We start from the raw sequence: 11,951 nt of genomic DNA on the forward strand, positions 1-11,951 counted from the left end.
TGTTCTCCCGCTCGGGTGGGTGGGGCGCGTGCGGTGTCAGTGGGCGGCGGCCCAGGGCAGCGGGGTGGTGTCGGTGGCCCAGTAGAGGGACTTCTGCCGTTGGTAGCCGCGGATGAGGTCGCGGCCCTTCTCGGTGCCGATGCCGCTGTCCTTCAGCCCGCCGAACGGGGTGGAGATGCTGAACTGCTTGTACGTGTTGATCCAGACGGTCCCCGCGTCGATCCGGCGGGCGAGGCGCCAGGCACGGGCGTGGTCGCGGGTCCAGATGCCGCAGGCCAGGCCGTAGACGCTGGCGTTGGCCCGGGTGACGAGGTCGTCGTCGTCATCGAAGGGCAGGGCGACCAGGACCGGGCCGAAGATCTCCTCCTGGCAGACCCGGGCGGTGTGGGGGAGCCCGTCCAGGACGGTGGGCAGGTAGTAGGCGCCGGCCCGGTGGCGCGGGCCCTCGGGGGCGGCTCCCCCGCACCGGACGGTGGCGCCCTCCTCGCGGGCCAGGTCGACGTAGGCGGCGACGCTGTCGCGGTGGCGGTGGTGGACGAGCGGGGCGACCTGGGTGTCCGGGTCGGTGCCGGGGCCGACGCGCAGCTTCTGCGTACGGGCGACGAGTTCGCCGAGGAACTCCTCGTAGCGGGAGCGGTGGACGAAGAGGCGGGAGCCGGCGATGCAGCTCTGCCCGGTGGAGGAGAAGACGCCGTACATGACGCCGGCGAGTGCCTGCTCCAGGTCGGCGTCCTCCAGGACGATCGTCGGTGACTTTCCGCCGAGTTCGAGGGAGACGGGGATCAGTTTGTCGGCGGCGGCGTGGGCGAGGGTGCGGCCGGTGGCCGTACCGCCGGTGAAGGTGATCTTCCCGACGGCCGGGTGGCGCACGATCGCGTCGCCGATGACGCTGCCGCGCCCCGGCAGGACCGAGAGCAGCGCGGTGGGCAGGCCGGCCTCGGTGAGCGCCTGGTGGACGAGGCGGCCGAGCGCGAGGGCGACGAGCGGGGTCCACTCGGCGGGCTTGAGGAGGACGGCGTTGCCGGCGGCGAGCGCGGGGGCGAGCTTCTGGGCGTCGCTGGCGATCGGCGAGTTCCAGGGAGTGATCGCGCCGACGACGCCGATGGGTTCGTGGACGCTCATCGTGACGTACGGGCCGCGCGCGGGGGTGAGGGCGTCCTCGGCGGTCTCCAGGGCGGCGGCGGTGTAGCGGAAGGTGCCGGCGGCGCTGAGGACGAGGGCGCGGGTCTCGGTGCGGCACTTGCCGGTGTCGGCGGTCTGGAGGGCGGAGAGCCTCTCGGCGCTCTGCTCGACGAGGTCGGCGACGCGGTGCAGCAGCCGGGCGCGGAGGTGGGCGGGCAGCTCGCGCCAGGCGGGGTCCTGGGCGGCGTGGGCGGCCGCGGTCGCGGCTTCCTCGACGTCTTCGAGGGATGCGGCGTGCACGGTGGCGATGACCTGGCCGGTGGCCGGGTCGGCGGTCTCGATGAGGGCGCCCCGCCCCTGGCGCCACTGTCCTGCGACCAACACCTCGTCGGCAAGCATCGGTTGGCCTCCTGCGGTCGTAGCGGTTCTCGGTCCGGCCACGGGAGCCGGTTACCTCAGGGCTAAAAAGCTAAGTGCTTAAGTAACTGCCCGCAAGCCCCCCGGGCAAAAACTCTTTTGCTCCCGGGGTCTTGACGGCCGCCACCCCCGGACGGATAGAACTTAAGCCCTAAGAAGCTAGGTGCTTACAGAGGTTCGTGGGCGACGTCACCCGCCCCACGGGCACCGCGTGCCGCTCCCCCACCCGTACGCTCGGCTGACCCACATCCCTCTGCAAACCCGTACACCTGGCTCCCCAACCGCTCCGGCCCCCCGCGGAGCAGGAGGAACCCTGGATGAGCACCGACATCTCGCAGGACGCCGCACCGGGCTCCTCGCCCGGCGGCACCACCCGCACCGCCGTCGCGGCCCGCTTCGAGCGGCTGCCGCCCTCCCGCTGGCACGTCACCGTCCGCCTGATCGTGGGTGTGGTCACCTTCTTCGAGGCGTTCGACCAGCTGCTGATCGCCTACGCGCTGCCCGAGCTGCGTGACGAGTGGCACCTGAGCACGGGCGACGCCACCGCCGTCCTCACCGTCGGCTCGGTCGGCATGCTCGTCGGCGCCCTGCTCTCGGGGAGGCTCGCGGACCGCTACGGCCGGGTGAAGGTGATCGCGTACTGCGTGGCCGCTTCGGGCCTGGTCAGCCTGGCCCTGACCGCCTGCACCTCGCTCACCCCGTTCCTGGCGCTGCGCTTCGTCCAGGGGCTCGCGATCGGCGGCGAGGTGCCGGTGGCCGCCGCCTTCATCAGCGAGATCACGCGCAGCTTCAAGCGGGGCCGCTTCGTCCTGCTGTACGAGCTGGTCTTCCCGGCGGGCCTCACCGTCGGGGCGCTGGTCGCGGCCTGGGTGGTCCCGGCGGCCGGCTGGCGCACCATGTTCGCGGTCGCCGCCGTGCCCGGGCTGCTGGCCTTCCTCGTCCAGCGCCGGGTCCCGGAGTCGCCCCGCTGGCTCGCGGACCGGGGCCGGCTCGCCGAGGCGGAAGCGGTGATGACCGAGATCGAGGCGAAGGTGGTGGCGGCGACGGGGCAGCCGCTCCCCGCCCCGGGTACGCCGAAGACCTCCCCCGCCACCGCTCCCCGGGCCGCCACCGCCACCGCGGCGGAGCGCGCCGCGACCGGCGTGCGCGGCCTGTTCACCGGCCGCTACCGGCGCCGCACCCTGGTCGTCGGCGCGATCTGGTTCACCGGCTACTTCGTGAACTACGGCGTGACGTCCTGGCTGCCCAGCATCTACAAGGACGAGTACGGCCTCACCCTCTCCGACGCCCTGCTCTACTCCACGGTGACCTCGGTCGCCGGCCTGATCGGCTGCCTGGTCGTCGCCCTCACCGTGGACGCCCTGGGCCGCCGGCGGATCTTCGCGATCTGCCTCGGCGCCTCGGCCGCCCTCCTGCTCACCCTGGCCGCGCTCGGCGCCGGCTCCCCCGTCCAGGTCCTGATCTGGACCTCGCTCTCGGCGGTCGGCTTCTTCGGCTCCAACATCTGCCTGTACCTGTACACGCCCGAGCTGTACCCGACCCGGATGCGGGCGCTGGGGTGCAGCGTCGGCGGCGCGGTCAACCGGCTGGGCGTGATCCTCGGCCCGATCCTCGTCGGCGTGGTCTACGCGGCCAACGACAGCGTGACCGCCGTCTTCGTGATGCTCGCCGCGGTGGCGGTGGTCGGCGCGGTGGTCGCCGGCACCCTGGCGGAGGAGACCGCGAACCGGCCCCTGGAGGAGATCTCCCCCTGAGACCGGGGCGCGGGAGGCCAGGAGGGCCGGGGAGGCTACCGCTCCCCGGCCCTCGCCGCGTCGTTGACCGACTCCTCCGCGATGCGCTCGTGGTGGCGGATGACCTCGGCGACCACGAAGTTCAGCAGCTTCTCGGCGAAGGCCGGGTCCAGGTGGGCGCTCTCCGCCAGCTCGCGCAGCCGGGCGATCTGCCGGGCCTCGCGGGCCGGGTCGGCCGGGGGCAGCTGGTGGGCGGCCTTGAGGTGGCCGACCTGCTGGGTGCACTTGAAGCGCTCGGCCAGCATGTGGACGACGGCCGCGTCAATGTTGTCGATGCTCTGGCGCAGCCGGTTCAGTTCGACGCGTACGGAGTCGTCGATGTCGCTCGTGGTCATGGTCAGCGAGCTTAGGGCCTCGCGGGCCCACGAAGATCCGCCGGACAGGGCCTAGGGGATGACCGTCGGCGGGTGCTCGGCGTCGGGGACCCGGTCGCTCCAGCCGCCCGGCACACTGCGCCCCTGCTGTTCGCGGAAGCGGACCGGGGCCATGCCCACCCGGCGGGCGAACAGGCGCGAGAAGTACGCCGGGTCGTCGTAGCCGACGCGGCGGGCCACGGCCGCGACCGGCAGGTCGCCGGTGGCCAGGAGTTCCTTGGCACGGCCGAGCCGGATGCCCAGGAGGTAGTCCTTCGGGCTGCACCCCGCTCCCCGGCGCACCACCGTCCGCAGCTCGGCGGACGTCATGCCGTGCCGGGCCGCGTGCTCGGCCACCGACAGCGGCTGGAAGGCGTCCCGGGCCAGTGCCTGGAGGACCGGATCGCCGTCCGGGCCGACATCGGCGCGGGCCCTGCGCAGCGCGACCAGGAGTTCGTGGACGGCCGCCCCGGTCTCCACCTCCAGGAGCGGGTTGCCGCGCCGGGCAGCGCGGACCATGCGGCCGACCGCGGCGCGCGGGGCGGCGGTGTCGGCCAGCGGGACCAGGGGGCGGTCCGGCTCGATGTAGCCGAGCTCGGTGTACGTGGTGGTGGCGGGCCCGGTGAAGTCGACGAAGCTCTCGTCCCAGCCGGTCGCCGGGTCCGCGCCGTAGTGGTGCGGGGTGCCCGGGGTCAGCCAGATCAGGCTGGGCGCGGTCACGGGCACCCGGCGCCCGTCCGGCCCGGCGAACCACCCGCTGCCCGCGTTGATGACGACGGCCACGTGGTGGTCGAGGGTGCGCGGGCCCACGGTCGGCAGCGTGCCGTGCTGGAGGCCGACCCCGAGGCAGACCAGGCCGAGGCGGTGGTGGAGCGGGCTCGGGGTGAAGAAACGCATCCAGGTGTGGTACATCGGCTGTCACTCCCCCGGTCCTCGCCTCGCGCGCCGCAGCCGCACGGGCGCTGCGTCCAAACAGCCATGATCTTTGTCCATGGACCGGCCGCACACCAGGGGTGAGCCTGGACCGACACATTCCGCGCACATGGAGAGAACGAGCACGATGGCTGACTTCACCGTGGGGGACGACGGCTTCCGGATCGACGGGAGGCCCGTACGGCTGCTGTCGGGGGCCCTGCACTACTTCCGGGTGCACGAGGCCCAGTGGGACCACCGGCTCGCGATGCTCCGGGCGATGGGTCTGAACTGCGTGGAGACGTACGTCCCGTGGAACCTCCACGAGCCGGCGCCCGGCCGTTTCCGGGACGTCGGGGCGCTCGGCCGGTTCCTGGACGCGGCGCAGCGGGCCGGGCTGTGGGCGATCGTGCGCCCCGGGCCGTACATCTGTGCGGAGTGGGAGAACGGTGGCCTGCCCGCCTGGGTGACCGGCCGGTTCGGGCGGCGGGTCCGGACCCGGGACGAGGACTATCTCGGCGCGGTGCGCTCCTGGTTCGCCGCGCTGCTGCCGCAGGTCGCGGAGCGGCAGATCGGCCGCGGCGGCCCGGTGATCATGGTGCAGGCCGAGAACGAGTACGGGAGTTACGGCACCGACGAGGTGTATCTGCGCCGCGTGGCCGAGATGCTCGGCGAGTGCGGCGTGGGCGTTCCGCTGTTCACATCGGACGGCCCCGAGGACCACATGCTCACCGGTGGTTCGGTGGCCGGTCTGCTCGCCACGGCGAACTTCGGCTCGGGCGCCCGTGAGGCGTTCCGGGTGCTGCGCCGCCACCGGGCGACGGGCCCGCTGATGTGCATGGAGTTCTGGTGCGGCTGGTTCGAGCACTGGGGCGCGCCGCCGGTCGTCCGGGACCCGGCGCAGGCCGCCGGGGCGCTGGCGGAGATCCTGGAGTGCGGGGCGTCGGTGAACGTCTACATGGCGCACGGCGGCACGAACTTCGCGGGCTGGGCGGGCGCCAACCGCTCGGGCCCGCTCCAGGACGGGGAGCTGCGGCCGACGGTGACGTCGTACGACTATGACGCGCCGGTCGACGAGTACGGCCGGGCCACGGAGAAGTTCCGCCTGTTCCGCGAGGTCCTCGCCGGGTACGCGGACGGGCCGCTGCCGGAGCCGCCGCCCGAGCCCGTCGGACCGGCCGCCCCGGTGCGGGCCGAGCTGACCGAGTGGGCGCCGCTGCCCGCCGTGCTGGAGGCGCTGGGTGAGGAGGAGTCCGAGGAGTCCGGGGTGCCGCCCACCTTCGAGGAGCTGGGCGTCGACCGGGGCCTGGTGCGTTACCGGGTCGCCGTGCCGGGTCCCCGCCGCCCGTACACCCTGGGTGTGGCGGGGCTGCGGGACCGGGCCGTGGTGTACGTGGACGGGGAGCTCCGGGGCGTGCTGAGCGAGGAGGCGGCGGACCTGGCGGAGCCGGTGGCCGGGCCCGCCGAAGTGGAGCTGTGGGTGGAGTCGCTGGGCCGGGTCAACTACGGGCCGCGCCTGGGCGAGCCGAAGGGGATCACCGGGGGTGTGCTGCATGAGCGCCAGTACCTGCACGGGGTGCGGGCGCGGGCGCTGCGGCTCGACGCGTTCGACGAGCCGGGCGCGGTGGCGGGGGTCGCGTTCGCGCCGGTCGACGGGTCCGGCACTACGGGCCTGTACCGGGGCGCGTTCGAGATCGCGGGCGCGGACGGCCTGGACCACGCCGGTCTCGAACTCCCCGGCTGGACGCGCGGATTCGTCTGGGTGAACGGCTTCTGCCTCGGCCGCTACTGGTCGGTGGGGCCGCAGCGGACGCTGTACGTGCCGGGGCCCGTGCTGCGGGAGGGTGCCAACGAGGTGTGGGTGCTGGAGACGGAGGGCGCGGGGGCGCCGTACGTCGAGCTGGGTCCGGGGCTGCCGGTGCGGGCGGGCCGCTGAGTCAACCCCGGGGCGGCCGCCGAGGTCTACAGTGGCGAGGAGTCCGGAGCGGCGCGCGAGTGGGGGTGGGCAGGTGCCGGAGAGCCCCCGTCGCAGCCCGGTGGAGCACGGTTTCCCGCATCTGGCCACGGTCCGTTCGGCGATCACCGCGCTGTACCGGCGGCTCTCGTACGACGGGGTCCAGCAGTTCGCCTCCAGCCTCGCCCCGGTCGACGCCGCGTTCGCCGACACGGACGATCTCCATGGGGGCGCGCAGCGGGTGGCGCGGGCGATGGTGCACCACTTCCGGCTGCCCGACGCGCGGATGATCGTGGCGTTCCGGTCGATGGAGCACGCGGGCAGTGTCGAACTCGCGGCGGGCCCCGAGTACTTCATCGAGCTGAACGACCGCTTCCGTACGCACCGCCGGGACATCGGCGCGGCCCTGTCGCACGAGGTCACGCATGTGCTGCTGCACCGGCTCGGCCTCGAATTCCCCGGGACCCGTGACAACGAGATCCTGACCGACACGGCGGCGGCCTATCTGGGGGCGGGCTGGCTGCTGCTGGACGCGTTCCGCGAGGACGCCACGTCCAGTCAGAAGCTGGGCTACCTCACCCCGGAGGAGTTCGGGTACGTGCTGGCCAAGCGGGCGCTGGTGTTCGGCGAGGACCCCTCGCCGTGGTTCACCAGCCCGCAGGCGTACACCGCGTACACCGAGGGCCGGGCGCGGGCGCTGCGGGAGAGCGCGCAGCCGCCGCTCACGGCGGCCGGCTGGGCGGGCCGCCGCAGGTACGCGAAGGACCGGCGGTACGCGCTGGACCACCCGGGCGCGGGGGCGGCACCGGGCCGGGAGGTCCCGTACGGCTTCGAGACCACCGGGGACGGGCTGCGGGTCTCCTTCCCGTGCCCGACCTGTCACCAGCGCAACAGGGTGCCGGTCCGGGGCCGGGTGCGGGTGCGGTGCGGGCTGTGCCGCACGGTGCTGGACTGCACGACCTGAGCGTCCCGGTGCGGGGGCTCCGCCCCGGGCCCCGCTCCTCAGTCGCCGGAGGGGCTTGTCGCCCCTCCGGCGAACGGGCCTGCTTACGCCGCGCGACGCCCACGCGAGGGCGCTGCGCCCCGGCCGGTCCCGCGCGAAGCGCCACCGGCGGCGGCCCCGGTGCCACCCGCGCCACCGCCGCGTCGCCCGCGGCCCCGGCTGCCCGAGCGGACCCGGGTCCCGGTACCCGTACCCGCTCCGTTCCCGGCCGGCCGGGTGCGCGGCTTGGGCTGGGTGGGCTGCGGGACCTCTATGACGACCGCGACACCGGACGGTTCGCGTGCCCCGGTGATCCGGGTCAGCTCCTCGTCGCTGGACTTGATGCGGGTGGTGCGCGGCGCGATGCCCGCGTCCTGCATCAGCCGGGTCATCTCCCGCTTCTCCTCGGGCAGCACCAGCGTGACGACGCTGCCGGACTCCCCGGCCCGCGCGGTGCGCCCGCCGCGGTGCAGGTAGTCCTTGTGGTCGGTGGGCGGGTCCACGTTGACGACGAGGTCGAGGTCGTCGACGTGGATGCCGCGCGCCGCCACGTTCGTCGCGACGAGGGCGGTGACCTGGCCGTTCTTGAACTGGTCCAGGGTCCGGTTGCGCTGCGGCTGGGAACGCCCGCCGTGCAGGGCGGCGGCCCTCACCCCGCTGGCCAGCAGCCGCTTGGCGAAGCGGTCGGCGGCGCGCTTGGTGTCCACGAACATGATCACGCGGCCCTCCCGGGCGGCGATCTTCGTGGCGACGGCCTTCTTGTCGGTCTCGTCCAGCACATGCAGCACGTGGTGCTCCATGGTGGTGACGGCGCCGGCGGACGGGTCGACCGAGTGCACGACGGGGTCGGTGAGGAACATCTTGACCAGGCGGTCGATGTTCTTGTCGAGGGTCGCGGAGAACAGCATCCGCTGTCCGTCCGGCTCGACCTGCTTGAGCAGGGCGACGACCTGCGGCATGAAGCCCATGTCGGCCATCTGGTCGGCCTCGTCCAGGACGGTGATGGCGACCTGGTCCAGGCGGCAGTCGCCGCGCTCGATGAGGTCCTTGAGCCGGCCCGGGGTCGCGACGAGCACCTCGGCGCCGCGCCGCAGCGTGGCCGACTGCTTGGTGATCGACATGCCGCCGACGACGGTGGCCAGGCGCAGGTTGACCGCGGTGGCGTACGGGGTCAGGGCGTCGGTGACCTGCTGGGCGAGCTCGCGGGTCGGGACGAGGACGAGGACCAGGGGTGCCTTGGGCTCGGCGCGGCGGCCGGCGGTGCGGGCCAGGAGCGCGAGGCCGAAGGCGAGGGTCTTGCCGGAGCCGGTGCGGCCCCGGCCGAGGATGTCCCGGCCGGCCAGCGAGTTCGGCAGGGTGGCGCCCTGGATCGGGAACGGTTCGGTGACGCCCTGCGCGGCAAGGGTTTTCAGCAGGGCGGCGGGCATGTCCAGCTCGGCGAACGCCTCGACGGCGGGCAGTGCGGGGGTGATGGTCTCGGGCAGCGCGAATTCGCCCTGCGGCGGCGTGGCCCTGCGACGGGGCGACGCCTTTCCGGATCCCTTGCCGGAACCCTGTGCGGTTGCCTTTGCCTGGGCCGTACCGCGCCCCCTCGACGGGCGGTTGCGGGCGGGACGGTCCTGACGTTCGGAGCGGGTCATAACGGAATGTCCTCCTGGGACAGCACGAGCCGGGGCCCGCACCTTCACGGTGCGGGCCCCGGCTGCGAGGTACGCGTCCGGCAATTAGGCCGGGACGATGTTCTCCGCCTGCGGGCCCTTCTGGCCCTGCGTGACGTCGAAGGTGACCTTCTGGCCTTCCAGGAGCTCGCGGAAGCCCGAGGTGGCGATGTTCGAGTAGTGGGCGAAGACGTCGGCGCCGCCGCCGTCCTGCTCGATGAAGCCGAAGCCCTTTTCAGAGTTGAACCACTTCACGGTTCCAGTAGCCATGTCATTCTCCTAAGGAGGTGCAGTGCCGGAAATTCGCACTTTACGAATTCCAAGTCGCCGCATTGAGCCCCACTCCGGAGAAAGCCGGAAAAACAATAAAGCGCCTGACGAAGCATTCCCGTCAGGCGCACATAAAGTTCATGGGTACCAAAACTGCAACGGGAACACCGTAGCACGATCCGGCGGCGGGTGTCGGGCGGGCGGGACGTGTCAGTGCCGCAGGGCGATTCCGTCCAGGACCATCGACAGGTACTGGCGGGCGATCTCCTCGGGGCTGTGGCGCCCGCCGGGCCGGTACCAGGACGCCGCGACCCAGACGGTGTCGCGGACGAACCGGTAGGTGAGACGGATGTCCAGGTCGGCGCGGAAGGTGCCATCGGCGACGCCGCGCTCCAGGGTGCCGAGCCAGGCCTTCTCGAACTTGCGCTGCGAGTCGTCCAGGTACTGGAACCTCGGCTGGGCGGCCAGGTGCCGGGCCTCCTTCTGGTAGATGGCGACGACGTCGCGGTGCCGGTCGATCTCCCGGAAGGACTCGGTGACCAGCGCCTCGATGGTCTCCCTGGGGCCGAGCCCGGCTTCCAGCACCACGTCGTACCCCTCCCAGAGCTCGTTCAGGAAGGTGGAGAGGATCTCGTCCACCATCGATTCCTTGGAATCGAAGTGGTAGTAGAGGCTGCCCGCGAGCATTCCGGCCGCGTCCGCGATCCTGCGCACGGTCGTGGCGTTGTATCCCTGGGCGGCGAAGACCTCGGCGGCGGTGGCGAGCAGTTCGGCGCGGCGCTCGGGCGAGGGGGTCCCCTGGGGCTTCTTCTTGGTAGGCACCCGCCCATTCTCCCGCCCGCGGCGCGGCTCACGGGCCGAAGGCCGCCCTCAGGCGTCCCGCGGGGGCGTCCCCTCGTCGTTGCCCCGGCGGATCGTGCGCAGCGGGCGGCCGGGCCGCCAGGTGCTGATGACGAGGGTGTCGCCGCCCTCCAGGCCGACGCGCACCACCTCGGTGGGCTCGACGCGGAAGAGGTGGAAGGGCTCGGGGGGCTTGCGCTCCTCGATGAAGCGGGCGAGCACGGCGGGGTCGGTCACCTCGACCGCGCGCCCGGAGATCCGGACGTCCCCGTCGGCCATCTCGGCGTCCGGCCCCGGGTTGGCGTGCACCGAGAAGCGGGGGTCGCGGCGCAGGTCGAGGGCCTTGCGGGAGTTCGGCATCATGCCGAGATGCGGTTCGTCCCGCCAGAAGTCGACCTCCAGGCCGGTGAGCCGGGGCGATCCGTCCGTGCGGAGCGTGGCGAGGACGTGGTGGCGGTACCGCGCGAACCGCCGGCGCACGGTGTCGGCGAAGACGGGCTCGGCGGTCCGGAAGTCTGTCCAGGAACTCGAAGTCATGAGGTCATCGAACCCGGGAATCCCGACATCCTCTGTCGGGATTCCGGCGGGACCTGCCACGGCCCACCCGTTCGGACGCCTTCGCGGCCCGCGGAGCCCGGCTGCGGGGTGCGGTGCCGCGTTCGCTATCTTGATCGCCGCCGCCCCCACCGGCCTCTGGTCCCCGTACAGACGAAGGAGCCGGCCATGGAGGCCGCCGTCACCACGTGCTACCGCCATCCCTCGTACGAGACGTATGTGAGCTGTGTCCGCTGCGAGCGCTTCATCTGCCCGGACTGCATGCGCGAGGCGGCTGTCGGCCATCAGTGCGTGGAGTGCGTGAAGGAGGGGCACCGCTCGGTCCGGCAGGCTCGGACGGCGTTCGGCGGTGCGGTGGCGCGCGGCGCGGTGCCGGTCGTCACCTACGTACTGATCGGCCTCAACGTCCTGGGGTACCTGGCGGAGCTGATCCGTCCGGAGGTCGTGGACCGGTTCTCGATGACGGGGGCCGGGCTGACCGGTCCGGACGGCGGCCGGTACCTGTACGTGAGCGGGGATCTCCCCGGCTTCGACGTGATCGGCGTACTGGACGGTGAGTGGTACCGGCTGCTGACCGGGTCCTTCCTGCACCTGCCGCCGGGCGATTCCGCGCTCGGTTCGGTGCCGTTCGGTGTGCTGCACATCGTGTTCAACATGTACGCGCTGTGGAATCTGGGCAGGCTCGTCGAGGAGCAGCTCGGGCGGGCCCGGTATCTGGGGCTGTACCTGCTGTCCGCGCTCGGCGGTTCGGTGCTGGTCTACCTGATCGTGCCGTCCGACTCCGTGGTGGGCGCCTCGGGTGCGATCTTCGGTCTCGCGGCCGCGTTCTACGTGATCAGCCGCCGTCTGGGCCGGGACATGGGGGCGGTCAACCGCTTCCTGGCCGTGTTCCTGATCTGGATGCTGATCTCGGCGGGCTTCACCTCCTGGCAGGCGCACCTGGGCGGGCTGCTGACCGGGGCGGCGGTGACGGTCGTGTACGCGTACGCCCCCGCCGGGCGGCGTACGGCGGTGCAGGCGGCCGGGTGTGTGGTGCTGGCGGCGGTGCTGGTGCTTCTGGTGGTCCTCAAGACGTCGGCGCTGACGGGCTGAGCG

The 11,951-nt window shown here is 72.8% G+C and carries 11 protein-coding genes; 4 read left to right on the top strand and 7 right to left on the bottom strand.

Going from position 1 to position 11,951, the window contains the following annotated elements; genetic code table 11:
* Positions 1-36 precede the first annotated feature (36 nt).
* Positions 37-1,521 (bottom strand): aldehyde dehydrogenase, encoded by a 1,485-nt coding sequence (locus P8A18_RS07185; protein WP_306052785.1) that lies wholly within the window; start codon positions 1,519-1,521, stop codon positions 37-39.
* A 335-nt stretch (positions 1,522-1,856) separates the two neighbouring features.
* On the opposite strand from P8A18_RS07185, the gene P8A18_RS07190 reads away from it, so the two are divergent.
* Positions 1,857-3,293 (top strand): MFS transporter, encoded by a 1,437-nt coding sequence (locus P8A18_RS07190; protein ID WP_306052787.1) that lies wholly within the window; start codon positions 1,857-1,859, stop codon positions 3,291-3,293.
* 35 nt (positions 3,294-3,328) lie between these two features.
* Here P8A18_RS07190 and P8A18_RS07195 read toward each other — a convergent pair whose 3' ends face one another.
* Together P8A18_RS07195 and P8A18_RS07200 are read right to left on the bottom strand one after the other, a co-directional pair.
* A complete protein-coding gene (locus P8A18_RS07195; protein WP_018555598.1) occupies positions 3,329-3,667 on the bottom strand; it encodes a chorismate mutase in 339 nt (112 codons plus the stop codon).
* Positions 3,668-3,718: 51 nt separating this feature from the next.
* On the bottom strand, positions 3,719-4,597 hold the full coding sequence (locus P8A18_RS07200) for a helix-turn-helix domain-containing protein (protein WP_306052789.1): 879 nt from the start codon (positions 4,595-4,597) through the stop codon (positions 3,719-3,721).
* 148 nt (positions 4,598-4,745) lie between these two features.
* Here P8A18_RS07200 and P8A18_RS07205 point away from each other — a divergent pair, with 148 nt between their 5' ends.
* Positions 4,746-6,533, top strand: coding sequence for a glycoside hydrolase family 35 protein (locus tag P8A18_RS07205; RefSeq protein ID WP_306052791.1), 1,788 nt, complete (start codon positions 4,746-4,748; stop codon positions 6,531-6,533).
* A 73-nt stretch (positions 6,534-6,606) separates the two neighbouring features.
* Positions 6,607-7,515, top strand: coding sequence for a hypothetical protein (locus P8A18_RS07210; RefSeq protein WP_306052793.1), 909 nt, complete (start codon positions 6,607-6,609; stop codon positions 7,513-7,515).
* Positions 7,516-7,598: 83 nt separating this feature from the next.
* Here P8A18_RS07210 and P8A18_RS07215 read toward each other — a convergent pair whose 3' ends face one another.
* From P8A18_RS07215 to P8A18_RS07230, 4 genes are all read right to left on the bottom strand, one after another.
* Positions 7,599-9,173: a DEAD/DEAH box helicase gene (locus P8A18_RS07215; RefSeq protein ID WP_306052795.1), complete on the bottom strand. Its 1,575-nt coding sequence runs from the start codon at positions 9,171-9,173 to the stop codon at positions 7,599-7,601.
* Positions 9,174-9,257: 84 nt separating this feature from the next.
* On the bottom strand, positions 9,258-9,461 hold the full coding sequence (locus P8A18_RS07220; protein ID WP_018555593.1) for a cold-shock protein: 204 nt from the start codon (positions 9,459-9,461) through the stop codon (positions 9,258-9,260).
* A 210-nt stretch (positions 9,462-9,671) separates the two neighbouring features.
* The gene (locus P8A18_RS07225) at positions 9,672-10,283 is read right to left on the bottom strand and encodes a TetR/AcrR family transcriptional regulator (protein ID WP_306052798.1); all 612 of its coding nucleotides are present in this window, start codon (positions 10,281-10,283) and stop codon (positions 9,672-9,674) included.
* A 48-nt stretch (positions 10,284-10,331) separates the two neighbouring features.
* Entirely contained in the window at positions 10,332-10,838 is a 507-nt protein-coding gene (locus P8A18_RS07230; RefSeq protein ID WP_306052800.1) for a pyridoxamine 5'-phosphate oxidase family protein, read from the bottom strand.
* A 186-nt stretch (positions 10,839-11,024) separates the two neighbouring features.
* Here P8A18_RS07230 and P8A18_RS07235 point away from each other — a divergent pair, with 186 nt between their 5' ends.
* Positions 11,025-11,948, top strand: a complete 924-nt coding sequence (locus tag P8A18_RS07235; protein WP_306052802.1) for a rhomboid family intramembrane serine protease — start codon at positions 11,025-11,027, stop codon at positions 11,946-11,948.
* The last annotated feature ends 3 nt before the right edge of the window (positions 11,949-11,951 follow it).

This window comes from Streptomyces sp. Mut1, from assembly GCF_030719295.1.
GTDB classification, from domain to species: domain Bacteria; phylum Actinomycetota; class Actinomycetes; order Streptomycetales; family Streptomycetaceae; genus Streptomyces; species Streptomyces castrisilvae.